General features: G+C 38.8%; 35 protein-coding genes. 1 reads left to right on the forward strand and 34 read right to left on the reverse strand.

Annotated elements, in window-relative coordinates:
* Positions 1-77: 77 nt before the first annotated feature.
* The 28 genes from AC07UV_RS05345 to rplC form a co-directional block, all read right to left on the reverse strand.
* Positions 78-1070: a DNA-directed RNA polymerase subunit alpha gene (locus tag AC07UV_RS05345; protein ID WP_077438111.1), complete on the reverse strand. Its 993-nt coding sequence runs from the start codon at positions 1068-1070 to the stop codon at positions 78-80.
* Between the two features lie 96 nt (positions 1071-1166).
* On the reverse strand, positions 1167-1775 hold the full coding sequence (gene rpsD / locus AC07UV_RS05350) for a 30S ribosomal protein S4 (RefSeq protein ID WP_495182964.1): 609 nt from the start codon (positions 1773-1775) through the stop codon (positions 1167-1169).
* Positions 1776-1835: 60 nt separating this feature from the next.
* Positions 1836-2225, reverse strand: coding sequence for a 30S ribosomal protein S11 (gene rpsK / locus AC07UV_RS05355; protein WP_046674885.1), 390 nt, complete (start codon positions 2223-2225; stop codon positions 1836-1838).
* 10 nt (positions 2226-2235) lie between these two features.
* A complete protein-coding gene (rpsM, locus tag AC07UV_RS05360) occupies positions 2236-2613 on the reverse strand; it encodes a 30S ribosomal protein S13 (protein WP_495182965.1) in 378 nt (125 codons plus the stop codon).
* Positions 2614-2643: 30 nt separating this feature from the next.
* The gene (ykgO, locus tag AC07UV_RS05365; RefSeq protein WP_013665024.1) at positions 2644-2760 is read right to left on the reverse strand and encodes a type B 50S ribosomal protein L36; all 117 of its coding nucleotides are present in this window, start codon (positions 2758-2760) and stop codon (positions 2644-2646) included.
* A gap of 45 nt (positions 2761-2805) precedes the next feature.
* The gene (infA, locus tag AC07UV_RS05370; protein WP_002997456.1) at positions 2806-3024 is read right to left on the reverse strand and encodes a translation initiation factor IF-1; all 219 of its coding nucleotides are present in this window, start codon (positions 3022-3024) and stop codon (positions 2806-2808) included.
* Positions 3025-3098: 74 nt separating this feature from the next.
* Positions 3099-3881, reverse strand: coding sequence for a type I methionyl aminopeptidase (gene map / locus AC07UV_RS05375; protein ID WP_104385207.1), 783 nt, complete (start codon positions 3879-3881; stop codon positions 3099-3101).
* Between the two features lie 9 nt (positions 3882-3890).
* Positions 3891-5228 (reverse strand): preprotein translocase subunit SecY, encoded by a 1338-nt coding sequence (gene secY, locus AC07UV_RS05380; protein WP_108636196.1) that lies wholly within the window; start codon positions 5226-5228, stop codon positions 3891-3893.
* 3 nt (positions 5229-5231) lie between these two features.
* Complete coding sequence (gene rplO / locus AC07UV_RS05385; RefSeq protein WP_120261731.1) at positions 5232-5678, reverse strand: 50S ribosomal protein L15; 447 nt, start codon at positions 5676-5678, stop codon at positions 5232-5234.
* 119 nt (positions 5679-5797) lie between these two features.
* A complete protein-coding gene (gene rpmD / locus AC07UV_RS05390) occupies positions 5798-5977 on the reverse strand; it encodes a 50S ribosomal protein L30 (RefSeq protein WP_046674880.1) in 180 nt (59 codons plus the stop codon).
* A gap of 5 nt (positions 5978-5982) precedes the next feature.
* On the reverse strand, positions 5983-6501 hold the full coding sequence (gene rpsE / locus AC07UV_RS05395) for a 30S ribosomal protein S5 (RefSeq protein WP_104385209.1): 519 nt from the start codon (positions 6499-6501) through the stop codon (positions 5983-5985).
* A 12-nt stretch (positions 6502-6513) separates the two neighbouring features.
* A complete protein-coding gene (gene rplR / locus AC07UV_RS05400; protein WP_120261732.1) occupies positions 6514-6867 on the reverse strand; it encodes a 50S ribosomal protein L18 in 354 nt (117 codons plus the stop codon).
* 5 nt (positions 6868-6872) lie between these two features.
* Positions 6873-7427, reverse strand: a complete 555-nt coding sequence (gene rplF, locus AC07UV_RS05405) for a 50S ribosomal protein L6 (protein ID WP_257094573.1) — start codon at positions 7425-7427, stop codon at positions 6873-6875.
* Between the two features lie 21 nt (positions 7428-7448).
* On the reverse strand, positions 7449-7847 hold the full coding sequence (gene rpsH, locus AC07UV_RS05410; RefSeq protein WP_046674876.1) for a 30S ribosomal protein S8: 399 nt from the start codon (positions 7845-7847) through the stop codon (positions 7449-7451).
* Positions 7848-7986: 139 nt separating this feature from the next.
* The gene (gene rpsN, locus AC07UV_RS05415; protein WP_028071569.1) at positions 7987-8256 is read right to left on the reverse strand and encodes a 30S ribosomal protein S14; all 270 of its coding nucleotides are present in this window, start codon (positions 8254-8256) and stop codon (positions 7987-7989) included.
* Positions 8249-8818, reverse strand: a complete 570-nt coding sequence (gene rplE / locus AC07UV_RS05420) for a 50S ribosomal protein L5 (protein WP_046674875.1) — start codon at positions 8816-8818, stop codon at positions 8249-8251. Before rplE ends, rpsN begins: the two co-directional genes overlap by 8 nt.
* Positions 8818-9165, reverse strand: coding sequence for a 50S ribosomal protein L24 (rplX, locus tag AC07UV_RS05425; protein ID WP_104385211.1), 348 nt, complete (start codon positions 9163-9165; stop codon positions 8818-8820). The genes rplE and rplX overlap by 1 nt, the downstream gene beginning before the upstream one ends.
* 2 nt (positions 9166-9167) lie before the next feature.
* Complete coding sequence (gene rplN / locus AC07UV_RS05430) at positions 9168-9536, reverse strand: 50S ribosomal protein L14 (RefSeq protein ID WP_104385212.1); 369 nt, start codon at positions 9534-9536, stop codon at positions 9168-9170.
* 1 nt (position 9537) lies between these two features.
* Entirely contained in the window at positions 9538-9792 is a 255-nt protein-coding gene (rpsQ, locus tag AC07UV_RS05435) for a 30S ribosomal protein S17 (protein ID WP_046674872.1), read from the reverse strand.
* 13 nt (positions 9793-9805) lie between these two features.
* On the reverse strand, positions 9806-10024 hold the full coding sequence (gene rpmC / locus AC07UV_RS05440) for a 50S ribosomal protein L29 (protein ID WP_108636200.1): 219 nt from the start codon (positions 10022-10024) through the stop codon (positions 9806-9808).
* Between the two features lie 92 nt (positions 10025-10116).
* On the reverse strand, positions 10117-10539 hold the full coding sequence (gene rplP / locus AC07UV_RS05445; RefSeq protein ID WP_046674870.1) for a 50S ribosomal protein L16: 423 nt from the start codon (positions 10537-10539) through the stop codon (positions 10117-10119).
* A 62-nt stretch (positions 10540-10601) separates the two neighbouring features.
* Complete coding sequence (gene rpsC / locus AC07UV_RS05450; RefSeq protein WP_120333130.1) at positions 10602-11396, reverse strand: 30S ribosomal protein S3; 795 nt, start codon at positions 11394-11396, stop codon at positions 10602-10604.
* Between the two features lie 11 nt (positions 11397-11407).
* A complete protein-coding gene (gene rplV, locus AC07UV_RS05455; protein ID WP_077438121.1) occupies positions 11408-11842 on the reverse strand; it encodes a 50S ribosomal protein L22 in 435 nt (144 codons plus the stop codon).
* A 6-nt stretch (positions 11843-11848) separates the two neighbouring features.
* Positions 11849-12115, reverse strand: a complete 267-nt coding sequence (gene rpsS, locus AC07UV_RS05460) for a 30S ribosomal protein S19 (protein WP_002997495.1) — start codon at positions 12113-12115, stop codon at positions 11849-11851.
* Positions 12115-12942 (reverse strand): 50S ribosomal protein L2, encoded by an 828-nt coding sequence (rplB, locus tag AC07UV_RS05465; RefSeq protein WP_172392283.1) that lies wholly within the window; start codon positions 12940-12942, stop codon positions 12115-12117. The genes rpsS and rplB overlap by 1 nt, the downstream gene beginning before the upstream one ends.
* Positions 12943-12948: 6 nt before the next feature.
* A complete protein-coding gene (rplW, locus tag AC07UV_RS05470; protein ID WP_223584514.1) occupies positions 12949-13239 on the reverse strand; it encodes a 50S ribosomal protein L23 in 291 nt (96 codons plus the stop codon).
* Between the two features lies 1 nt (position 13240).
* Positions 13241-13870 carry a 50S ribosomal protein L4 gene (gene rplD, locus AC07UV_RS05475; protein WP_120261738.1) on the reverse strand — a complete coding sequence of 210 codons (630 nt, stop codon included), beginning with the start codon at positions 13868-13870 and terminating at the stop codon, positions 13241-13243.
* Between the two features lie 5 nt (positions 13871-13875).
* On the reverse strand, positions 13876-14493 hold the full coding sequence (gene rplC / locus AC07UV_RS05480; protein WP_104385215.1) for a 50S ribosomal protein L3: 618 nt from the start codon (positions 14491-14493) through the stop codon (positions 13876-13878).
* A gap of 342 nt (positions 14494-14835) precedes the next feature.
* Between rplC and AC07UV_RS05485 the strand changes: the two genes are divergently transcribed.
* The gene (locus AC07UV_RS05485) at positions 14836-15306 is read left to right on the forward strand and encodes a DinB family protein (RefSeq protein ID WP_495182966.1); all 471 of its coding nucleotides are present in this window, start codon (positions 14836-14838) and stop codon (positions 15304-15306) included.
* Between the two features lie 215 nt (positions 15307-15521).
* On the opposite strand, the gene AC07UV_RS05490 is transcribed toward AC07UV_RS05485, so the two are convergent.
* The 6 genes from AC07UV_RS05490 to AC07UV_RS05515 all read right to left on the reverse strand — a co-directional run bounded on the left by AC07UV_RS05490 (position 15522) and on the right by AC07UV_RS05515 (position 22985).
* The gene (locus AC07UV_RS05490) at positions 15522-16475 is read right to left on the reverse strand and encodes a helix-turn-helix transcriptional regulator (RefSeq protein ID WP_495182967.1); all 954 of its coding nucleotides are present in this window, start codon (positions 16473-16475) and stop codon (positions 15522-15524) included.
* 136 nt (positions 16476-16611) lie between these two features.
* Positions 16612-17028, reverse strand: a complete 417-nt coding sequence (locus AC07UV_RS05495; RefSeq protein WP_282250721.1) for a hypothetical protein — start codon at positions 17026-17028, stop codon at positions 16612-16614.
* Positions 17029-17135: 107 nt separating this feature from the next.
* A complete protein-coding gene (locus AC07UV_RS05500) occupies positions 17136-17762 on the reverse strand; it encodes a response regulator (protein WP_495182968.1) in 627 nt (208 codons plus the stop codon).
* Positions 17755-19716 carry a tetratricopeptide repeat-containing sensor histidine kinase gene (locus tag AC07UV_RS05505; RefSeq protein WP_495182969.1) on the reverse strand — a complete coding sequence of 654 codons (1962 nt, stop codon included), beginning with the start codon at positions 19714-19716 and terminating at the stop codon, positions 17755-17757. The genes AC07UV_RS05500 and AC07UV_RS05505 overlap by 8 nt, the downstream gene beginning before the upstream one ends.
* Before the next feature lie 652 nt (positions 19717-20368).
* Entirely contained in the window at positions 20369-20836 is a 468-nt protein-coding gene (locus AC07UV_RS05510) for a hypothetical protein (protein WP_495182970.1), read from the reverse strand.
* Positions 20837-21164: 328 nt separating this feature from the next.
* Entirely contained in the window at positions 21165-22985 is a 1821-nt protein-coding gene (locus tag AC07UV_RS05515; RefSeq protein ID WP_495182971.1) for a CBM96 family carbohydrate-binding protein, read from the reverse strand.
* Between the last annotated feature and the right edge of the window lie 9 nt (positions 22986-22994).

Consider the following 22994-nt stretch of genomic DNA (forward strand, 5'->3'; position numbering starts at 1 on the left):
TTTCAGAGGCAATATGCCTATCTTCTTCAGCAATTGACTTCAAGAGGAATTACATATAGTGGTCGCTTAATAAATTATTATTCTTCGTCTAATTTATATTTTGCTAAGTTCATTCCGAACGATAAACCTTTAGATTTAACCAATTCTTGGATTTCACTTAACGATTTTTTACCGAAGTTTCTGAATTTCAACATATCAGCTACGTCGTAAGTTACCAACTCAGCTAATGTGCGGATATCAGCAGCTTTCAAACAATTCAATGCACGCACTGAAAGGTCAAGGTCTACTAATTCAGTTTTCAAAATCTTACGCATATGCAAGATTTCTTCATCAACTACTTTAGTTTCTTCTTTCGTTTGTGACTCAAGAAGCATATTCTCATCAGAGAATAAGATAAAGTGTTGAATTAAAATCTTAGCAGCCTCTTTTAAAGCTTCTTCGGGGTGAATTGAGCCATCTGTAGAGATATCTAACAACAATTTCTCGTAGTCAGTTTTTTGCTCTACACGGTAATTCTCAATGGTATATTTAACATTCTTGATCGGAGTAAAGATCGAATCGATAGCGATAACACCTACTGGAGCATCAGTCACTTTATTCTCATCTGCATTTACATATCCACGACCTTTAGCAATACTCAATTCCAATTCAATTGTCACTGCGTTATCCATGTTACAGATTACTAAGTCTGGATTTAAGACAGTAAAGTTATTAGAGAATTTTGTGATATCACCAGCTAAGAATTGTTCTTGACCATTGATTACTACAAATACCTTTTCGTTGTCGCCAATCTCACCTGTTTTTTTGAAACGGATTTGTTTCAAGTTCAAGATAATTTCAGTTACGTCTTCAACAACACCTTTGATCGTTGAAAATTCGTGCGAAACGCCAGAAAACCTTATCGACGTAATTGCATATCCTTCTAACGAGGACAATAGAATACGGCGCAAAGCATTACCAATGGTTACACCAAAACCAGGCTCCAATGGACGAAATTCAAACGTACCATCAAAATCCGTAGATTTTTGCATGATAACTTTATCCGGTCTTTGAAATGCTAAAATTGCCATTTATTTTCTTTTAATGTTTTATTTGTAATAATAATTGTAATACAATAGAAAGATGCATACCCCAAAAATGGACTATGCATACTTCTATTTTATTTATTATTTAGAGTATAACTCAACGATTAAGTTCTCTTTGATGTTTTCAGGAATATCAGATCTTTCTGGATAGCTTAAGAAAGTACCTGTCAATTCTTTCGCATTCCACTCTAACCAAGAAAATTTATTTACAGTACGACCTGCAACTGAATTTGAGATGGCTTCAAGCGTTTGAGAACGTTCACGAACTGCTATAACGTCACCTGGACGCAAGCTATATGATGGAATGTTAACAACACTTCCGTTAACAGTAATGTGTTTGTGAGATACCAACTGACGAGCAGCGGCACGAGAAGTAGCAATACCTAAACGGTAAACTACGTTGTCCAAGCGAGCTTCCAATAATTTCAAGAAGATCTCACCTGTAATACCTTGTTTAGAGGCAGCTTTAACAAATAAGTTTGCGAACTGACGCTCCAATACACCGTAAGTGTATTTTGCTTTTTGTTTTTCCAACAACTGAATAGCATATTCAGATTGTTTACCTCTGCGTTTAGAAGCTCCATGTTGTCCAGGAGGGTAATTTTTCTTTTCTAACGCTTTATCTGGGCCGAAGATCGGCTCTCTAAATTTACGGGCAATTTTGGACTTAGGTCCTGTATATCTAGCCATTTTCTTTTACAATTAAAGTATCTATCAGCCTATAGCCGATGAATCTTATCTTTAAATTAATTAAACTCTTCTGCGTTTTGGAGGACGACAACCGTTGTGAGGAAGTGGAGTGATATCCTTGATAGTAGTCACATCGATTCCTACAGTTTGTAATGTTCTGATTGCAGATTCACGACCTGCACCAGGTCCTTTAACAAACACTTCAACTTTGCGTAAACCCAAATCATGAGCAACTTTTCCACAATCTTGTGCAGCCTGACCAGCAGCATATGGAGTGTTCTTTTTAGAACCACGGAAACCCATTTTACCAGCACTAGACCAAGAAATAGTTTGTCCTTGATTGTTAGTCAAAGTTACAATGATATTGTTAAACGTTGCGTTAATGTGAGCCTGACCTACAGGTTCAATAACAACGATACGCTTTTTTGCAGCTTTTTTAGTTTTAGCCATTTCTTATTTATTATTTAGTAGCTTTTTTCTTGTTTGCAACTGTCTTACGTTTACCTTTACGAGTACGTGAGTTGTTTTTAGTACGTTGACCACGAACTGGTAAGTGTTTACGGTGACGCAATCCACGGTAACAACCGATATCCATTAAACGTTTGATGTTTAATTGAACTTCTGAACGCAATGCACCTTCTACTTTCAATTCATCGTTGATGATGCTACGAATTGCTGCCAATTGATCATCATTCCACTCTTGTACCTTCACATCTTCGCTGATACCAGCTTTTTCCAAGATATATTCAGCTCTTGTACGACCGATACCAAAAATATAGGTAAGGCCGATCACACCTCTTTTGTTTTTAGGTAAATCAATACCTGCTATCCTTGCCATATAATATTAAGCTATTATTTTTTTAATGAATTAACCCTGACGTTGTTTAAACTTTGGGTTCTTTTTGTTGATTACAAAAACTTTACCTTTACGACGGATGATCTTACAGTCCGCGCTACGTTTTTTTATTGATGCTCTTACTTTCATGATATTTATTTTTTCAAAAGCTTGCGCTAATTAAAAGGCTTACGACTATTTATAGCGGTAAGTGATCCTTCCCTTAGTCAAATCATACGGAGACATTTCCAATTTAACTTTATCCCCAGGTAAAATTTTGATATAGTGCATACGCATTTTACCAGAAATATGGGCAATGATTTCATGTCCATTTTCCAATTCTACCCTAAACATAGCATTAGAAAGTGCCTCTCTAATTATACCGTCTTGTTCTATTGAGGCTTGTTTAGCCATATATTCTCGATTAAATTTAATTTAAAAGCCTGCGAACAGGAGTGCAAAGATAAATAAAAATAATTGAAAACCAACTACTTTTTGTTCAAAACTTTCTCTACATGTTCGAATGTCAGCAACACATCTGGTTCACCTTTTCGGATTGCAACCATCTGTTCGAAGTGCGCCGATAACTTCCCATCTACTGTACTTACAGTCCAACCATCATCCCAAAAACGAACACCCGCGCGTCCCGCATTGATCATCGGCTCGATACAAATAACCAAACCTTCTTCCAATTTTGGACCTGCGCCACGTTTTCCGTAATTCGGAACCTCAGGCTTCTCATGTAAATGATACCCAACTCCGTGTCCGACCAGCTCACGCACAATCCCGAAACCGAACTTGCTCACGTACTCTTGAACTGCAGAGGAAATATCCCCAACACGTTTACCGGCCACAGCCTGTTCAACACCTTTGTACAATGATTCCTTTGTGACATCCAACAACAACTGCGCTTCCTCAGAAATCTCACCAACACCAAAAGTATAGGCTGAATCACTGATAAAACCGTTCAAATTGACACCCCCATCGACTGAAACAAGATCACCATCTTTAATTTCATAATCGCTAGGAAAACCATGTACAATCTGATCGTTGACAGAGATACACAAAGAGTATGGAAATCCGTGATAATTTAAGAACGCCGGCGTTCCACCGTTATCATGAATATACTCATAAGCTAATTTATCAAGAGATATAGTTTTTACCCCAGGTTTAATCACTTTTGCGATTTCACCAAGCAATTGCGAAAGCACATCTGCTGACTTCCGCAATTGCTCTATATCATCTGCTGACTTATAAAATACTTTAGACATCTAAAGAAATTAAATTGCCGAATGATCCATTCCCTCAACAGACGCGGCCGAACGACCTTTAATACGACCTGTTTTCATCAATCCATCGTAATGACGCATCAATAAATGAGATTCGATCTGTTGCAAAGTATCCAACACCACACCTACTAAAATCAATAATGACGTACCTCCGTAGAAGTGCGCAAATTGATTATTAATACCAAACAAACTTGCAATAGCAGGTAGAATAGCAATAATCGCTAGGAAAATTGCACCTGGGAATGTAATATTTGATATTACGCGGTCTATAAAATTACTAGTTTCCAATCCCGGTTTAATACCCGGAACAAAACCTCCGTTTTTCTTCATGTCATCTGACATCTGTTGCGGATTAACCATGATCGCTGTATAGAAGAACGTAAATGCGATAATTAACACCGCAAAAGTCACGTTGTATGCTACAGAAGTATAGTTACTCAACGAGGTCAAAAATTCCGACTGAAGATTTGGGAAGAACTGTCCTAAACTCATCGGCACAAACATAATTGCCTGTGCAAAAATGATCGGCATTACACCTGCAGCATTTACCTTTAAAGGTATATACTGACGTACTCCACCGACTTGCTTGTTTCCGACAATTTTCTTCGCGTATTGTACAGGGATCTTACGAACCCCTTGTACGATCAAGATCGTAAAGATCACAACGAAAAATAAAGCCACAAATTCAAGCAACAATGGAATTGGACCACCACCACCTTTCGCCATTCTAGAAACCCATTCCGCAGTGATACCACTTGGCAATTGAGCGATAATACCAGTCATGATGATCAAAGAAATACCATTACCGATACCTTTATCAGTAATTTTTTCCCCTAACCACATCACAAATAAAGTACCGCCTGTCAAAACTATGGCAGTCAGAATCGTGAACAATGGGTCAGCAATTGTCTTAGCACTTGGCTCGATCTGAGTACGTACATAAGCAAAAGCCTGAAGCAAAGTAATCCCTAATGTTAAATAGCGAGTAATTTGATTCATTTTTTGACGACCACTTTCCCCTTCTTTCTGCATCTTTTGGAAGTAAGGAACCGCGATGCCCAACAATTGAACAACAATGGATGCCGAGATATATGGCATTACCCCTAACGCAAAGATAGCTGAACGAGAGAACGAGCCCCCCGCAAACATATCCAATAGGCCCAATAAACCCTCTTTTTGACCGGAAGCCAAAGCCTGAGGATTTACACCTGGTAATACCACGTGACATCCAATACGGTAAATCAAAAGAAAAAGTAAGGTATTTAGAATACGCGTACGTAAATCATCGATTTTCCAAATATTGGTTAAGGTTGTGATTAGTTTCTTCATTTATTAAATTTTAACGATAGAACCGCCTGCAGCTTCGATAGCTTTTTGAGCAGAAGCAGTAAACGCGTGCGCTGTTACTTCAACTTTAGCTTTCAATTCACCGCGACCCAAGATTTTTACTTTGTCATTTTTAGACACTAATCCATGAGCTTTCAATGCATCGAAATCTACAGCTGTCAAATTGAATTTCTCGATCAACGCTTGCAAAGTATCTAGGTTGACACCATTGTACTCAACACGGTTGATGTTTTTGAAACCAAATTTAGGTACACGACGTTGCAAAGGCATCTGACCACCTTCGAAACCGATTTTCGTAGAGTGACCTGAACGAGAACCAGCACCTTTGTGACCACGTGTAGAAGTACCACCACGACCAGAACCAGTACCACGACCGATACGTTTGCTACCTTTTACTGCACCTTTTGCAGGTTTTAAATTACTTAAGTTCATTTTTAAACTAAATTGTGCTAGCCCTTCGCTCTCACTAAACAGGTACTAGCGATTAAAAAATAATGATTATTAATAACAAGTAATGGAAAGAGCCCAAAGACTCTTTCCATATGCTAATATTAAATAGTTTCGATAGCTACTAAATGGTTTACTTTACGTACCATTCCAATGATTGATGGAGTAGCTTCAACTTCTACTGAGTGGTTGATTCTTTTCAAACCTAATGCCTCAATAGTTTTCTTTTGGCGCTCGCTTCTGTCGATAACGCTCTTTATCTGGGTGATTTTGATTTTTGCCATGATAATTAACCGTTAAATACTTTATTCAAATCGACACCGCGGTGTTGTGCCACTGTATATGCATCACGCATGTTTGCTAAAGCAGTTACAGTTGCTTTTACCACGTTGTGTGGGTTAGAAGAACCTAATGATTTAGCCAATACGTCTTTGATACCAGCAGACTCCAATACTGCACGCATTGCACCACCTGCCAAAACTCCTGTACCACCTACAGCTGGTTTAATCAAAACTGAACCACCAGAATATTTACCATATTGTGCATGAGGAACAGTACCTTTGATTACAGGAACTTTCACTAAATTTTTCTTTGCGTCGTCGATACCTTTAGTGATAGCTTCAGTTACCTCTTTCGCTTTACCTAAACCGTAACCAACGATACCGTTTTCATCACCTACTACAACAATTGCAGAGAAGCTGAAAGTACGACCACCTTTAGTAACTTTAGCTACACGTTGGATACTTACTAAGCGATCTTTCAATTCAATTTCGCTTGATTTTACTCTTTTTATATTGCTTAATGCCATTTCTTTCTAAGATTAAAAGTCTAAACCGCCTTCGCGAGCACCTTCAGCCAAAGATTTGATACGGCCATGGTATAAGTACCCATTACGGTCAAAAACTACTTTATTAATACCTGCTGCTACTGCTTTTTCAGCAACCAATTTACCTACAGCTTTAGATTGATCAACTTTGTTACCAGATGCAACAAAATCTTTTGACAAGCTAGATGCAGCAACTAATGTTTTACCTGCATTGTCATCAATGATTTGCGCATAGATACCTTTGTTACTTCTAAAAACCGATAAACGTGGACGTTCAGACGTTCCAGCAAGGTTTTTTCTGATTCCTTTTTTGATTCTCTCTCTACGAGATGCTTTTTGTCCTGCCATGATTATTATTTTTTAGCTGATTTACCTGCTTTTCTTCTCAACACTTCGCCTTCAAACTTGATACCTTTTCCTTTGTAAGGTTCTGGTTTACGGAAGCCACGGATTTTAGCCGCGATCTGACCGATCAATTGTTTGTCAGCACATTCTAAAGTGATTGTAGGGTTTTTACCTTTTTCAGCAGTAGTTGATACTTTAACTTCATTTGGCAATACAAAAACAATCTGGTGAGAGAAACCTAAAGTTAACTCTAATACATTACCAGTACTTGTAGCACGGTAACCTACACCGACTAACTCTTGAGTAGTTTTGTAACCTTCAGTCACACCTTGAACCATGTTGTTCAACAGGGAACGGTATAGACCGTGTAATGCTTTGTGTTTCTTTTGATCAGTTGGACGTGTCACGACGATATTGCCTTCTTCTTGAGCAATATTGATGTCACGGTCAACTTGTTGTGTTAATTCGCCTTTAGGACCTTTTACTGAAACTAAGTTTTTGTCCGAAATAGTAACAGTTACCCCAGCAGGGATAGCGATAGGCGCTTTTCCAATTCTTGACATTTCTTTGTGTTTTTACCTAGATTAATAAACGTAACATAAAACTTCACCACCAACATTTTGAAGTCTAGCTTCTTTATCTGTCATTACACCTTTAGATGTTGACAAGATAGCAATACCTAAACCATTCAAAACACGAGGCATAGTATCAACGCTTGCATACTTTCTTAAACCAGGTTTACTCACACGTGTCAACGTACGAATAGCCGGAATTTTGCTAATTGGGTTATATTTCAATGCGATTTTGATCGTACCCTGTACGCCATTCTCATCGAATTTGTAATTAGCAATGTAACCTTTGTCAAAAAGAACTTTAGTGATTTCTTTTTTAAGGTTCGATGCAGGAATTTCAACAACCCTGTGGTTGGCCTTGATGGCATTCCTTACTCGTGTAAGGTAATCCGCAATTGGATCTGTAGTCATTATATATGAAAATTTGTGACAGCGGTTTCCCTCCCAACCATTGGTATGGGACCTTCTATCTGTTAAACAATTTTAAAATGCAAAAACCCCGGCAATCCCTAGTAGAATTGCCCGGGCAAAATTAAGTATTTTTTTTTAATTACCAAGAAGCTTTTTTCACCCCTGGGATCTTGCCATCTAAAGCCATCTCACGGAAAGTTACACGAGAGATACCGAATTGACGCATATATCCTTTAGGACGGCCAGTCAATTTACAACGGTTGTGTAAACGTACCGGAGAAGCATTTTTAGGTAATTTATCTAATGCAACGTAATCGCCAGCAGCTTTTAATTCTGCACGTTTTGCCGCATATTTAGCTACCAATTTAGCGCGTTTTACTTCGCGTGCTTTTAATCCTTCCTTAGCCATTGTTATTAGTATTTTGATTTTTAAATGGTAAACCGAACTGCTTCAACAATTCTAAAGCCTCAACATCATTTTGAGCAGAAGTCACGAAAGTGATATCCATACCTTGGATCTTGTTGATTTTATCAATGTTGATCTCAGGGAAAATGATTTGTTCAGTGATACCTAAGTTATAGTTACCACGTCCGTCAAAACCTTTATCGTTGATACCGCGGAAGTCACGAATACGTGGAAGCGATACTGCTACCAAACGATCCAAGAATTCAAACATATTATTATCACGTAAGGTAACGCGTGCCCCTACAGGCATGCCTTTACGCAATTTAAAGTTTGAAATATCTTTTTTCGATTTTGTAGCAACAGCTTGTTGACCTGTAATCAAAGTCAATTCTGCGATAGCGTTATCGATTAATTTCTTGTCAGCTGTTGCAGCTCCTACGCCTTGTGAAACAACGATTTTCTCAAGTTTAGGAACCTGCATAATACTTTTATACTGAAATTTTTCTTGAAGTGCTTTACGGATTTCCTCCGCATATTTCACTTTTAATCTTGGTACGTAAGTCATTATTTAATTTCCTCCCCTGATTTTTTAGCGTAACGAACTAATTTACCATCTGCATTTAACTTACGACCTACACGAGTAGTTTCACCCGTTTTAGGATCGATAACAGCTAAATTAGAGATGTGAATACCAGCTTCTTTCTCAATGATACCACCATTAGGATTAGCTGCACTTGGTTTAGTGTGTTTTTTTACGATGTTAGCGCCTTCAACGATAGCTCTATTTTTATCCACTAAAACAGTTAATACTTTTCCTTGAACACCTTTAGAGTTACCAGCGATAACTTTCACTAAATCACCTTTTTTAATTTTGATTTTGTGCGTAGTCGTTTTTGTTTTCTTGATTGCCATAATTATAAAACCTCCGGTGCTAGTGATACAATTTTCATGAACTGTTTCTCACGCAACTCTCTGGCAACAGGGCCAAAGATACGTGAGCCACGTGGCTCATCATTATTATTTAATAATACAGCGGCGTTGTCATCAAAACGGATATAAGAACCATCTTTACGACGGATTTCTTTTTTCGTTCTAACTACTACTGCTTTAGAAACGGAACCTTTTTTCACGTTTCCTGAAGGCATAGCGCTTTTCACCGATACAACAATCTTATCTCCGATTGATGCATAACGCTTACGCGTACCGCCCAATACACGGATTACTAAAACTTCTTTAGCACCGCTATTGTCAGCTACATTAAGTCTTGATTCTTGTTGTACCATGTTATTTAGCTCTTTCTATAATTTCAACTAATCTCCAGTTTTTTGTTTTACTCAGCGGACGAGTTTCCATGATTAATACCGTATCGCCGATACCGCAGGTATTAGTTTCGTCATGAGCTTTAAATTTAGTAGTTTTTTTAACGAACTTACCATAGATAGGGTGTTTTACTTTACGCTCAACACTTACTACAATAGATTTGTCCATTTTGTTGCTAACTACTAAGCCGATTCTTGTTTTTCTTAAATTTCTTTCCATTTCGACTTAATTTTTACGCCTCAGAGGCTGTTTCGTTTTTAGCTGCAGCTTTGCGTGCACTGATCTCTGTACTAATACGAGCGATAGCTCTGCGTGCTGCTTTGATCACGTTAGGGTTCTCAATAGCTGAAACAGCATGTGCAAATTTCAATTTTGTAAGGGCCGTTTTCTCCTCGACTAGACGAGCTGCTAGGTCCTCATTAGATAATTCTAAAATTTCTGAATTTTTCATGTTTTTTCAGTTGTTATTTGGGTTATCATCCGTTTATATATAGCGTTAGGGGTAACGGCCCTAACGCTTAAATGATGACATTACCAAGATTTTTATGCTTCAACGTAGTCTCTACGAATCACAAACTTAGTTTGAACCGGAAGTTTTTGAGCTGCAAGGCGTAAAGCTTCTTTGGCAATTTCCAAAGGGACACCTTCTGCTTCAAATAACATACGGCCTGGGCGTACTACTGCTACCCAGTATTCTGGAGCACCCTTACCTTTACCCATACGTACCTCTGCAGGTTTTTTCGTAACAGGTTTGTCAGGGAAAATACGAATCCAAACTTGACCTTCACGTTTCATATAACGTGTAACCGCAATACGAGCTGCCTCGATTTGACGACTAGTGATCCATGCTTGCTCCATTGTTTTGATACCGAAAGAACCGAAAGCTAACTCCGCTCCACGAGAAGCGTTACCTTTCATGCGGCCTTTCTGCATCTTTCTGAACTTCGTTCTTTTTGGCTGTAACATGTTCGTATACTTTTTAAATCTGCTTCTTCAGCAGGTTTTTGTTGTAATCTAAATAAACTCTATTAATCTTTTTTCGGACCACGGTTATTTCCACCACGGTTGTTTCCACCACGGTTGTTTCCACCGCGACCACCTTTGTTGTTACGGTTGTCACGACGTTCGCCACCACCTTCGTGGTTACCACGTGATTTTACACCAGATGCTTGACCAATGTTTGGAGATAAGTCACGTTTACCGTAAACCTCACCTTTACAGATCCAAACTTTGATACCGATTTTACCGTATGTAGTCAATGCTTCAGCTAAAGCGTAGTCGATATCAGCACGCAATGTGTGTAAAGGAGTTCTTCCTTCTTTGTATTGTTCAGTACGTGCCATCTCAGCACCACCTAAACGACCAGAACACATGATTTTGATACCTTCTGCACCCATACGCATGGTAGAAGCGATTGAAGTTTTCATTGCACGACGGAATGAAATACGCGCCTCTAATTGCTTAGCGACACCTTCAGCTACTAACTTAGCATCTAACTCAGGGCGTTTGATCTCGAAAATGTTGATTTGAACATCCTTTTTAGTCAGCTTTTTCAACTCTTCTTTGATCTTGTCAACTTCTTGACCACCTTTTCCGATAACGATACCTGGACGAGCAGTGTGAATTGTAACAGTGATACGTTTTAAAGTTCTTTCGATAACAACTTTAGCTACACCACCTTTTGCAATACGAACAGAAAGATATTTTCTGATTTTTTCGTCTTCAACTAATTTATCGGAATAGTTTTTACCTCCGAACCAGTTAGAATCCCAACCTTTGATGATTCCTAATCTGCTACCTATTGGATTTGCTTTTTGTCCCATTTCTCAATAAATTAGTTTTGTTCAACGTTTAATTTGCTATCAACTACCAACGTAACGTGATTTGAACGTTTACGAACTCTGTATCCGCGACCTTGAGGAGCTGGACGCAATCTTTTCAATTGACGACCTCCACCTACTGATACTTCTTTTACAATAAGTTCGCTTTCTTCCACTGATTTACCTTCGTTTTTGGCTTCCCAGTTTTTGATTGCAGATAATAATAATTTTTCTACACGAGCAGCAGCTTCTTTACTAGAGTGTTTCAAAATGTATAATGCATTTTCAACACGCTGACCACGAATTAAATCTACCACTAAACGCATCTTACGAGGCGAAGTAGGGCAGTTCAATAATTTGGCATCCGAAGCTCCACCTTGTTGAGCTTTCTCTTGCTCTTTGCGCTGTCTAATTAAGACAGACTTTTTAAGTTTTTTTGTTGCTTCCATTACCTATTATTTTTTCTTTTCTGCGTGGCCTCTGAATGTACGCGTAGGCGCGAATTCACCAAGCTTGTGACCTACCATATTTTCTGTTACATAAACAGGGATAAATTTATTCCCGTTGTGCACTGCGAAGGTATGGCCAACAAAATCAGGTGAAATCATTGATCTACGAGACCATGTTTTGATAACTGACTTTTTGTTAGTTTCATTCATAGAAAGAACTTTTCTCTCTAAGTTGTGATCGATATAAGGACCTTTTTTAATTGAACGAGCCATTATTTTTTCCTTCTCTCAATGATGTAACGATTCGATGTTTTCTTCTTGTAACGTGTTTTGAAGCCTTTAGCTAATACACCTGTACGTGAGCGTGGGTGACCTCCTGAAGTACGGCCTTCACCACCACCCATTGGGTGATCTACTGGGTTCATTGCAACACCACGAACTCTTGGACGACGACCTAACCAACGTTTGCGACCTGCTTTACCTAACACTTGGTTAGATCTTTCATGGTTCGATACTGAACCAATTGTAGCAACACAAGTCAATAAGATCATACGTGTTTCGCCTGAAGGCAATTTGATGATGGCATATTTACCATCACGAGCAGACAATTGAGCATAAGTACCAGCCGAACGAGCAATTGAACCACCTTGACCAGGATTTAATTCAATGTTGTGGATGATAGAACCCAATGGAATGTTTGCTAATGGTAATGTATTACCAACTTCTGGGGCAACTTTATCACCTGCTACTACAGTTTGACCAACTTTTAAACCAGCTGGAGCAATGATGTAGCGTTTTTCACCATCTACGTAGTGCAACAATGCAATACGAGCAGTACGGTTTGGATCGTACTCAATAGTAGCTACTTTTGCAGGGATATCTTTTTTATCGCGTTTGAAATCAATTAATCGGTATACTTTTTTATGTCCCCCACCGAGATAACGCATAGTCATTTTACCGGAGTTATTACGACCACCTGATTTCTTGTTGATTTTTACTACTAACGATTTTTCAGGAACGTTTGTAGTAACATCAGAATAATCTGCGCCTATTCTGAAACGAGTACCAGGGGTTACCGGTTTGAATCTTTTAACTGCCATCTTAAATTATATAGTACTGTAAAAGTCAATAGTTTCGCCATCTTTAATAGTAATGATAGCTTTTTTATACTTAGGAGCTCTACCAGATACGAAACCTGCTTTTGTGTAACGGCTTTTTGCTTTACCTGCTACAACTGCAGTGTTTACAGCAAGAACTGTAACACCGAACATAGCTTCAACAGCTGATTTAATCTGGATCTTGTTTGCTCTGTGATCTACTTTGAAAGCGTAACGGTTTAATTTTTCCGTTAACATAGAAGCTTTCTCAGTCAAGATAGGTTTTTTGATAATTTCCATATTACTTAGCTAATGCTTCCTCCAAAGTTTTAACAGAATCCGTAGTTAACAATAGTTTTGTTGCATTTAATACATCATATGTATTTAAATCAGAAGCAACAATAACTTTTGCTTTTTTCAAGTTTCTGCTTGATAAATAAACATTTTTATCATATGCTGGCAAAACCAATAAAGTTTTTTCGTCAGCAATGTTCAACGCGTTTACTAAAGCTACATAGTTTTTTGTTTTGCAAGAATCAAATTGAACTGCATCCAAAATAACTACATTGTTATCTTGAGCTTTGTAAGACAACGCTGATTTACGTGCTACTTGTTTCAATTTTTTGTTCAATTTGAACGAGTAATCACGAGGTTGAGGACCGAATACACGACCACCACCATTAAACAATGGAGATTTGATAGAACCCGCACGAGCACCACCAGTACCTTTTTGTTTGTGTAATTTACGAGTTGAACCCGCGATTTCATTACGTTGTTTAGATTTGTGAGTTCCTTGGCGTTGGTTCGCTAAGTATTGTTTCACGTCCAAATAGATCGCATGATCGTTAGGCTCTAACCCAAATACCGACTCAGGAAGTTGCACCTTGGCACCTGTTTCTTTACCTGATAAATTTAAAACTTTAACTTCCATCTCTACTATTTGTCTACGATTACATAAGAACCTTTAGCTCCTGGAATGGAACCACTAACAACGATAAGGTTTTGCTCAGCGTAAACTTTCAACACCTGTAAGTTTTGAACTTTAACTCTGTCACCACCTGTACGACCAGCCATGCGCATACCTTTAAATACGCGTGAAGGCCATGATGAAGCACCTAATGAACCTGGAGCACGTAATCTGTTGTGCTGACCGTGAGTCGCACCACCTACACCACCAAATCCATGACGTTTCATTACACCTTGGAAACCTTTACCTTTTGAAGTACCGACTACATCTACGAATTCGCCTTCCTCGAAAAGTGTAACGTCAACTACGTCACCAAGTTGTTTTGCATCTGGGAAAGTTTTAAACTCTACCAACTTACGCTTAGGCGTTGTGTTTGCTTTCGCAAAGTGCCCTTTCAAAGGAGCTGTCGTGTTTTTCTCCTTAGCTTCGTCGAAACCAAGTTGAATTGCCGAGTAGCCATCCTTTTCTTCCGTACGTATCTGCGTAACCACGCACGGCCCGGCCTGAATCACTGTACAAGGAATATTTTTCCCATCAGCGTTAAACAGGCTCGTCATTCCTACTTTTTTTCCAATAATACCTGACATGTTGTAAATTAATTAATTAAAAGTCCTTCGAAGCAGTAGGGCTTCGCTCAAGACACACTATTCCCATTAAGGGACTGCAAAGTTACAAACATTTTTATAACTGTCAAATAATTAGTGAATTATTTTTTTTATTTTCTACTTTATTCCGTTATCAGTTTTTATTCGTCCAATTACACAACTCTTATTCCCGATCATAACGACCCGCATAAAAAAAATAAAAAAACGATATTTCTATTTTCCTGCTGCCATACAGTTGTCATTGATTCAGCTAATTTTGAACTGTCTTAACAAGATAAAACGCTTAGTATAGACTAAAATTTAAATCCTTTAAATACGATAATCATGAAAACAGAAATCATTTCCAAGAACGAACTACTTGCACATTGGTTAGGCCACAGAAACTTAACAAGACAAGCGATCGAAAAATTTCCAGAAGAAGCACTTTTCAATTATAAAGTAGAAGGCATGCGGACATTTGCTGAAATGATCCAAGAGCTTTTGGGTATTGCTGTCCCAGGGTTACAGGAAATTGTCAATAAAAAAAGCGGCGAACTTAATGAGAAGTTTAACTATACGACCAAAGCTCAACTCTTACAGGCCTGGGATGAGGCTACTCCACAGATCAGTGCATTATTCGACGAGATTCCAACAGAACGTTTCTCCGAAGAATTTAACCTGTTCGGACAATACAATTCGCCGATCATCCACAGTATATTCTATTTCATCGATAATGAGATCCACCACCGTGGTCAAGGATTTGTCTATTTACGCTTGTTGGGTATCCAACCTCCATTTTTCTGGGAACGGGATTAGCTTGTTAGATGAGAGATATTAGATTTGAGATGGGAGATTCTAGTATTACTAGTCGAATACGCTCTATATAATATTGGAGACTTGCCACATTATTATCACTGACATCTTAAAATCTATATCATATAAAGATACTTGTTCGGGTTCAATTCAGATACCGGACAAGTATTCTTTTTAGTAATATCTCGACGGGAAACCCCAAGCCCCCTAACCTCAGATTAAACCTGTTCGATTGCTGCAGCTAGCAATCGTTTTACGGTGCCTTTTAGCGATTCCGGCTCGATAATCTTTCCTTTATCAGCAAACATCAGGTACCAGCGCGCAAAGCCACCCTCAACATGAATGGTTTCAAATTGCATTTCAACGTAATTATCGGTAACCACTTCTTTTTGAAATCCAAAGTAATGGCGATCCCATTCCATATACCTCGCCATTTCCTTATCCACCTGAACCACCACTTTGGTTGTCGGCATTTCGTGTTTCTTATTCAGAAAAAATGAAAGTTCAGGATGGTCTTTTCCAAAATCGTCGGCGAGTATCCGGACATTGCTGATCCGATCCAGACGAAATTGCCTATAATCCTTTCGGAGTTTACAAAAAGCAAGTATATACCAAAATTTACTTTCCACAAAAATACCGACTGCTTCGATTTCACGTTTTTCTGGAGTTTTGTCAGACGGCTTGGAATAATAGATTTCTACGCATTTTTTTGCAGCTATACTTTCTATAAGCGTATTGGTTCCATGTGTTAATTTCTCATTGAATTGATGACGTTCTCCTCGTACCAAAAAATTATCCCCGACCAGAGCAACATGTTCCTTTTCATTCCCTCTTAAAATAGCCTTCATTTTGAGCATGGCTGTCGTAAAATGGTGGGCGAGATTTTTGTCCGTATACTTTTCAACCAATTTCTCAGCAGCGACAAAACTCAAAGCCTCCTCTCGGCTAAATTGCAATGGTGGCATCTTATACCCCTCAACTAACGAGTAGCCATTTCCGGCTTCGCCATAAATAGGTACTCCAGCTTGCATCAGGGAGCGGATATCCCGATAGATTGTCCGCAGACTTACTTCATATTTTTCTGCCAGCGCAGCGGCTGTCACCACAGGTTTTGCTTGCAGGTGCATATAAATAGCAAGGATACGGTCGAATCTTTTCTGAATATCGGTCATAAGGATAAAGGTACGAGTTATTCCATATTTTTGAACTAAATGATATTGATTAAAAACAGTATACCAAACAAAAAATCACGATGCATATGTTTGAATCGTGATTTTTTATTACCAAAAGTCCTTAGGGATACGTCGCTTATTGTTTTGTCCCTTGGAAGAAGTATTCTACATCGCCACTGGCTTCAGCCTCCGTAGAGATCTGGATATTCTTATCATCAAGTTTATAGGTAATTGAGCCCATAGGCCCCTGACCGGAAATATGGATATTGGAAATGTTTTGAACGGGGAATGTTTTTGCTGTAGCTCTACTGTAAGCCTCTCCTGTTTTCACCGTAGCTTTCACCTTACCATCATCGACTTTAGAAACAATGACAATCGCGTTAAAATATTCAGCATCACCGCCGATGACCATCTTCCCTTTAAACGTGCCTACAATGGCATCTATTTTTCCTGACACTGTTGGCTCATCCTTATCTTTGCTACATCCGACAAAGATCATTGCAACCATTGCCACTAGGCAAAGGATCATTAGGTTTTTGTTTATTGTTTTCATCTTTTGCATATCTATATAAGCAAAAGTAAAAATACACCATATGCGGGACAATACCACGAAATAGGGTAATTTACCCTCCTAATTTTAGGGTAGTTACTTGTAATGAATTAGAGCAATTTTTCCTTAAATAGTATTGTCAACAGTTCTGCGGTGTTTTTTACGGAAAATTTCTGAATCAGATTTTTCCGATAAGTATCCACTGTCAATGGGCTTAAGAATAGTTTGCTGGCAATTTGTGCACTTGTCTTTCCCTCTGCCAACAATTGTAATACCTGCTTCTCGCGCATTGTTAGTGAAGGTAGCTGTCGGGATGGGGAGGTCGCTATGATCCGTTGTGTTGCTCCACATAAAGCCATGCTACCTTGAGAAACTTTCTGAATACATGTAATAATTTCGTCCGCATCGGCACTTTTCAAGATATATCCAGCAGCACCATTGGCAAGCATCTGTAGTATGCTATTGCGCGCCATATGATTACTAAACCCAACGATGATAAGCTCAGGATAGTCCTTCTTGAGTTCACCGCACAGGTCAATACCATTTGCATCAGGCAAAGCGATATCCAATAAGAGCAGATCTATCTTACCTTGTTTCAAAAAATCAGTCAGCGCCTGGCACAGTGAAAATCCCAGTACCCGGTCATAAGAAAGATTTTCTTTTAAAAATGATTTGATCCCTTCGATGGCAATTGGATGATCGTCCAAGATAGCCAATGTTTTTTGTTGCTCAGACATGTATTTCGATATTGACACTTGTTCCCGCCCCTGGCTGTGACAAGATATTCATTTTTCCGTTTAAATATTCAACTCTCATTTGGACGTTTTTAAGTCCCATTCCCCGTTTACCTACCGCAACCTCCTCCACATCAAATCCTTTGCCATTGTCATCTACACCGATCAAAAAGCCTTGCTCATTTTGCAGGCATTGCACGATAATTTGATTTGCGTTGCCATGTCGAATGGCATTGTTGATCAGCTCCTGAATAATACGATAAATATTCAACTGCATATTCTCTGCAATATTGCTGGAGAGACCGTTGCACTGCAGCTCAATTACAGCAGCGCCATGCTGCATCAAAGTACAGAGATCTTCTAGGGCAACCAATAACCCTGAGCGTGATAGGTTTTCAGGCATCATATTATGTGCGATCAGTCTGACATCCGAGATCATCTGATCCAGCTGAGATTTTATCCCATCCAATACAGACAGACTCCCTTCGGAAGAGATCCGAAGTCTCATCGCAGTCAAATGCCCCCCAAGGCCATCATGCAAATCACGGGCAACCCGATGACGTTCCAGTTCCTCCCCCTCCAATAGTGCTTTGGTCACCCGAAGTTCTTGCTGCTGCGCCAACAGTTCCAAGTCGCGCTGCGACCTCTTTCTATGCTGACGATATAAATAGACAGACAAACCGAGCAACAACAGCAATACCAAAGAAAATATACCCAATATATAATTATATAAACGCTGGTTTTTCTGTTGAAGTACTGTCTGTTTCTGTTCAAACTCCAGTCTCATGATCTTCTCGTTCTTCTCAGCTGTTCTAAATTTGGTCTCTAGGCAGGCTATTTCACTTTTATAGGCCGCTTGGGCCAAGCTGTCTTTAATGGCAACATGTTTTCCCAGCCATTTATAGGCATTGGGGTAATCCTTTAATTTGGCATAGGTGTCAGACAAGTCCTTGGCAAATTGCTGCATGTTACTTTTCATATCATAAGGCATATCCCGCATGACAATCTTAAGCTCCCTCAATGCCAATTCATATTTTTCCAAGCTATAATAGATATTAAACTTCTGATAATGCATCATGCCAATCTCATAAGGCATATTTAGCCGTTCCGCAATTTTCAGCGCTTTTTCGACAACCTCAAGGGCTTTCGTAAAATCATTTTTCGTACAATAATACATACTGGCTGTCTCGCCATAGTTTAGGTGAGCTACAGACTCCTTTAGCGTATCTAAAATTTGCTCCGATTTTAACAGATAGGATTTTGCTAAGTTTAGTTCGCGAGATTCAACATATTCCCGGGCCAGATTTAATAGTGATATTGCATGTCTCTCTTTTGACAGGGGATATTTCTCATAGAGTTCAAGCCCTTTTTTAAAATAATAGATTCCCTTTTCCTGATCGCCGATTTCCTTAAAAGCAAAGCCAATCGATTGGTAGGATTTTGCAGCTTGATTATAATCTCTCTGTTTGATTGCTGCGGGAATTATTTTATCAATCTGGATCCGTACCATTCCTTTTCGATCATCTTTATGATCGATGATCATCGCGTAATTCCACCAGGCCTTCACCCAAAATTCATAAGCTTCCTTAGTCTTAAATTTTTCAAGCATTTCCGCAGCCTGTCTATACAGCTGTAGGCATTCATCAGTTTCACCCGCTGTCATAAAGATATGGGAGGCGCTATAATAGGTGTATAGTGCTTTCAGGTAAGGCTTCGTTGTACACAATTTCTGTGCTGCACCCAAATAACCCGTCGCAGCGGCTGTATCCTTCAGCTCAAACATGAATTTATTCGTCAGTAATAACGCTGCTCTGGCTCGCACACTATCGTTCTTAACCGTATTGAATACATTCCGTAGACTGTCAATGGAACTGATAGATGGTCCACGCTGCTGTAATGCAAAAGTGGATAAAAGCATACTGTACAACAGTATAGAAAGAAAAACAAGTTTTTTCATCTATTCAGTTTAATGTTGACATATTGGTCAAATTCCATGACACAAAATGCAAAAAAAAGATAAGATATTGTTGTTTTGTGACGACATTTTATACAACTACCCCAAACCATACCCCTATTACATAAAATCTTATAATATTCTTGAATTTCAAATCCATTATATCAATTACAAGGTGTAAAACAACACATAAGACCAAGTTAGTTAGGGCCGACAAAATCCCCTCAACTCCCTCAAGGTATACCAGGATTAGAGAAAAGTATAAGACATTCATAATAAACAGTGAACTAACAATGGACTAATAGGGACTTTATACGGACCTTGTTCGGACTTCATTCGGACCTCATTCGGATAAAAGCGTATAATTTCCCTATTATATCCCTGTTTTATGCTAGTTAATTTACAATAAGTATACAAGTTGAAGTAAGCTTTTCTCCCACTTGCCTGTTAAAAGAGTCAAACCAATTATAAATGAATTTATGGTACGAGTAAATTATGGAGCAAACAATAGTCGAAGAACAGTCAAACCAGCGCCGAGATTGAAACAGCCCTTAAAAGTCAGCTATTCATTTAGGCCAAACCGATCCTAAATTCTATAAAAAAACGCCTGCCTCAATAAAATGAGACAGGCGTTTTCAAAATATCGTGTTATTAATTATTCGTTTTCTATATCCAGCGATGTACAGCCACTATCAGACAAGATCACATTTTCAAATGTATAGTACTGCCCCGATCCAGAATAACCGCAACTCATCATATATCGCATAGATAGTCCATATGGGCAGCTTGCATAGATATAATGGCTTCCTCTCTGTAAATTAACAGAATATCCCCGTGTATTTGCCGGAACAGTAATATGTTGAGTTGAACCGCCAGAAAAATTGGGGCTAAAAGTTAAATAAATAGGTGAACTAGTAAAATTCCAGACATAAAACTCAAAAGTATCGCTAACGCTCGCTGTACTCTTACCTGTTACCTTTTTCTTGGAGAGATGAGTCGTTAAAGTTTTATTTGCTGGCTTCGAACCCTTAACAAGATTTGTGGTCCCATGATCTCGCGCTTGAACCAATAGGCTAACGCTGATCAATAGCATAAATGCTACTATAAAAGATTTCTTTAACATAATTTAAAATTGTTTATAAATAATTGAATAAACGATAAGCTTTTTACAGCGTATCAAAAAATAAACCTCCGCTTTCAACACGCCATAGGCAACCTCCTTTCATTTTGATAAGGATAATATGATCCTACAACCTCTCAATAACCAACGAAGAGGTCCTATCATTAAAATTGATTTTCGACAGATCAATGGTATGGCCAATTAGTGTAACCGAACTTCCCGTAAAATCCCCGTTTTCATATAATGTCACTTTAAAACCCTTTGGAATGCTGATACTACTTAGTTGATCATTGACCGCACCCAATGCTGTTAAACTAGCAAGATCATAAGTTCATGTGCTAATTTGCTTATACCAGCCCCTGAAAGGAATATCACCATATAAGGTTACGTTGGCGGAAGAAGATACATGTGACGATTGTCCAAAAGAGTTGATGTAATAACGTAGATCCGTATATCTCGTGAAACTAGGATTTATCTTTTTCAAAAAATCGTACATGTCGTCTTTCATAATCGCTGCCATTTGTACAAAGGCATAACTAGATCCAGCTGCATTAAATGCTTTATTGTAGTCGCCTCTATTTTTATCGGGAGCCCATTCTGTGTTCACAAACTCTAAATGTATATTATTTGCTGGATCCATCACATAGGGAGCCATAAACGAAACCGCATCCGCAATCGATCCGCCCAAAACCGGTACATCATTGGGATTGATTCTAAGATTCACCCATTTAGTCGCACGGTGGTTCACGAGGCTATCTACCTTGGGGCGACCTCTTTTGATAGAAAGGGTGCGACCGATCTGGCCTATAAATTCCATATCATAGACATGATAGGCAAAGGCATCCCGTCCAAGAAAATCCACGCTAGCCCCATCTGCACGATAATTTTTATTATGATGTGTACTAAAATCCGTCGTAGCCTGATTGATCCGCACAGCATCATTCAATACATAAGCGATATCAAGCATCAACAGGTTGCGAATAGTTTCCCAGTTATTCGTTCTTACTGCTTGAATTTTATAAAAGTCATATCTTGTCCTAAGCCAATTGTCTATGATCGTGCGGCTATTATTATCAATCTTGGGGCGGATAAGGGAATATCCAGTAAAAAAAGGCAGATATATGCTCTCATCAGGCGTCTGGCTTATAGCGACATTGATTGCCGCCCAAGAAAGCAGAAATTCTTTTGCTTTATCAACATATTGCTGTGCATTTGTATTTCCCTGAAATAAAAAAGACTGCAATGCCAACGAATAGACTTTTGCGGCGTCTATTTGAACTTTAGCTTTTCCATCGACATCTGAAATTTTGGCCACTGGACTAGGAAGCGAATTCAGCGCCTCGTTTGCTTTGACAGTGACTTGATTATTGATCAATGCCTGTGCTTGATCCGATGTCGCGAGTTCAGCCTGGATCGAATCAAAGGTCGTTTTGTCCATAACAAGATTGCTATAAAAATCATCGGCTGACGTTGTGTAATTAACTTTTAAGCGAGGTCTGGACTCAATATTCTGTGCTTCTTTCGACTGAAAATCAGAATAAAATGAAATCGAACCAACGGTTTTTCGTTGCGCAACAATCTTAATGGATATTTTTCTGTCGGAATCCAAAGCATCCTGAAGAATTGCCGCTGGAATATCAAAATAAACAACACTATTATTGACCTTAAACTTGCCATTCACTTCGCCAAGTTTTCTATCTATGCTGGGCGCATTATTCCAGTTAATTGTCTTTTCTGCCCAATCTTTTCCTGTTGTTGTATAATAGATCCATTTTGCATTCGCTGTATCTGCGGCATTGGAAACCCCACCTACTATCTCAATACGTGCTGATTCAATATTTGAAGCATCAGGTAATGGCGCAAGATCGAAACGTAAATAAATCTCCCTGCGATAGCCTGTCGCATCGTCTTTGGCAATCAACCAGGCATTATCGCCATAATTCGTACCAGCACTTGCGCCATCTTGTATATAAGCGTCTGCTGCTGGCAAAAGGCTTATTTCATTAGACAAAGTAGACCCCGATGCCTTCTTCGATAAACCCGAAAGAGAACTTTCCGGCTTTAACAAATCCTTTTGACAACCGATCATCACTACAATAACACTTGTTAATGCAATTGCAGCCCATCTGATTTTACTGTTTGTTGTTTTCATTATTGTTAG

The organism is Sphingobacterium sp. GW821-FHT03E03 (assembly GCF_059420745.1).

Excerpts from the sequence above, each read along its gene's own strand:
- AC07UV_RS05345 (WP_077438111.1), bottom strand. The coding sequence starts at position 1,070 with ATGGCAATTTTAGCATTTCAAAGACCGGATAAAGTTATCATGCAAAAA.
- rpsD (WP_495182964.1), bottom strand. The coding sequence starts at position 1,775 with ATGGCTAGATATACAGGACCTAAGTCCAAAATTGCCCGTAAATTTAGA.
- rpsK (WP_046674885.1), bottom strand. The coding sequence starts at position 2,225 with ATGGCTAAAACTAAAAAAGCTGCAAAAAAGCGTATCGTTGTTATTGAA.
- rpsM (WP_495182965.1), bottom strand. The coding sequence starts at position 2,613 with ATGGCAAGGATAGCAGGTATTGATTTACCTAAAAACAAAAGAGGTGTG.
- ykgO (WP_013665024.1), bottom strand. The coding sequence starts at position 2,760 with ATGAAAGTAAGAGCATCAATAAAAAAACGTAGCGCGGACTGTAAGATC.
- infA (WP_002997456.1), bottom strand. The coding sequence starts at position 3,024 with ATGGCTAAACAAGCCTCAATAGAACAAGACGGTATAATTAGAGAGGCA.
- map (WP_104385207.1), bottom strand. The coding sequence starts at position 3,881 with ATGTCTAAAGTATTTTATAAGTCAGCAGATGATATAGAGCAATTGCGG.
- secY (WP_108636196.1), bottom strand. The coding sequence starts at position 5,228 with ATGAAGAAACTAATCACAACCTTAACCAATATTTGGAAAATCGATGAT.
- rplO (WP_120261731.1), bottom strand. The coding sequence starts at position 5,678 with ATGAACTTAAGTAATTTAAAACCTGCAAAAGGTGCAGTAAAAGGTAGC.
- rpmD (WP_046674880.1), bottom strand. The coding sequence starts at position 5,977 with ATGGCAAAAATCAAAATCACCCAGATAAAGAGCGTTATCGACAGAAGC.
- rpsE (WP_104385209.1), bottom strand. The coding sequence starts at position 6,501 with ATGGCATTAAGCAATATAAAAAGAGTAAAATCAAGCGAAATTGAATTG.
- rplR (WP_120261732.1), bottom strand. The coding sequence starts at position 6,867 with ATGGCAGGACAAAAAGCATCTCGTAGAGAGAGAATCAAAAAAGGAATC.
- rplF (WP_257094573.1), bottom strand. The coding sequence starts at position 7,427 with ATGTCAAGAATTGGAAAAGCGCCTATCGCTATCCCTGCTGGGGTAACT.
- rpsH (WP_046674876.1), bottom strand. The coding sequence starts at position 7,847 with ATGACTACAGATCCAATTGCGGATTACCTTACACGAGTAAGGAATGCC.
- rpsN (WP_028071569.1), bottom strand. The coding sequence starts at position 8,256 with ATGGCTAAGGAAGGATTAAAAGCACGCGAAGTAAAACGCGCTAAATTG.
- rplE (WP_046674875.1), bottom strand. The coding sequence starts at position 8,818 with ATGACTTACGTACCAAGATTAAAAGTGAAATATGCGGAGGAAATCCGT.
- rplX (WP_104385211.1), bottom strand. The coding sequence starts at position 9,165 with ATGGCAATCAAGAAAACAAAAACGACTACGCACAAAATCAAAATTAAA.
- rplN (WP_104385212.1), bottom strand. The coding sequence starts at position 9,536 with ATGGTACAACAAGAATCAAGACTTAATGTAGCTGACAATAGCGGTGCT.
- rpsQ (WP_046674872.1), bottom strand. The coding sequence starts at position 9,792 with ATGGAAAGAAATTTAAGAAAAACAAGAATCGGCTTAGTAGTTAGCAAC.
- rpmC (WP_108636200.1), bottom strand. The coding sequence starts at position 10,024 with ATGAAAAATTCAGAAATTTTAGAATTATCTAATGAGGACCTAGCAGCT.
- rplP (WP_046674870.1), bottom strand. The coding sequence starts at position 10,539 with ATGTTACAGCCAAAAAGAACGAAGTTCAGAAAGATGCAGAAAGGCCGC.
- rpsC (WP_120333130.1), bottom strand. The coding sequence starts at position 11,396 with ATGGGACAAAAAGCAAATCCAATAGGTAGCAGATTAGGAATCATCAAA.
- rplV (WP_077438121.1), bottom strand. The coding sequence starts at position 11,842 with ATGGAAGCAACAAAAAAACTTAAAAAGTCTGTCTTAATTAGACAGCGC.
- rpsS (WP_002997495.1), bottom strand. The coding sequence starts at position 12,115 with ATGGCTCGTTCAATTAAAAAAGGTCCTTATATCGATCACAACTTAGAG.
- rplB (WP_172392283.1), bottom strand. The coding sequence starts at position 12,942 with ATGGCAGTTAAAAGATTCAAACCGGTAACCCCTGGTACTCGTTTCAGA.
- rplW (WP_223584514.1), bottom strand. The coding sequence starts at position 13,239 with ATGGAAATTATCAAAAAACCTATCTTGACTGAGAAAGCTTCTATGTTA.
- rplD (WP_120261738.1), bottom strand. The coding sequence starts at position 13,870 with ATGGAAGTTAAAGTTTTAAATTTATCAGGTAAAGAAACAGGTGCCAAG.
- rplC (WP_104385215.1), bottom strand. The coding sequence starts at position 14,493 with ATGTCAGGTATTATTGGAAAAAAAGTAGGAATGACGAGCCTGTTTAAC.
- AC07UV_RS05485 (WP_495182966.1), top strand. The coding sequence starts at position 14,836 with ATGAAAACAGAAATCATTTCCAAGAACGAACTACTTGCACATTGGTTA.
- AC07UV_RS05490 (WP_495182967.1), bottom strand. The coding sequence starts at position 16,475 with ATGACCGATATTCAGAAAAGATTCGACCGTATCCTTGCTATTTATATG.
- AC07UV_RS05495 (WP_282250721.1), bottom strand. The coding sequence starts at position 17,028 with ATGAAAACAATAAACAAAAACCTAATGATCCTTTGCCTAGTGGCAATG.
- AC07UV_RS05500 (WP_495182968.1), bottom strand. The coding sequence starts at position 17,762 with ATGTCTGAGCAACAAAAAACATTGGCTATCTTGGACGATCATCCAATT.
- AC07UV_RS05505 (WP_495182969.1), bottom strand. The coding sequence starts at position 19,716 with ATGAAAAAACTTGTTTTTCTTTCTATACTGTTGTACAGTATGCTTTTA.
- AC07UV_RS05510 (WP_495182970.1), bottom strand. The coding sequence starts at position 20,836 with ATGTTAAAGAAATCTTTTATAGTAGCATTTATGCTATTGATCAGCGTT.
- AC07UV_RS05515 (WP_495182971.1), bottom strand. The coding sequence starts at position 22,985 with ATGAAAACAACAAACAGTAAAATCAGATGGGCTGCAATTGCATTAACA.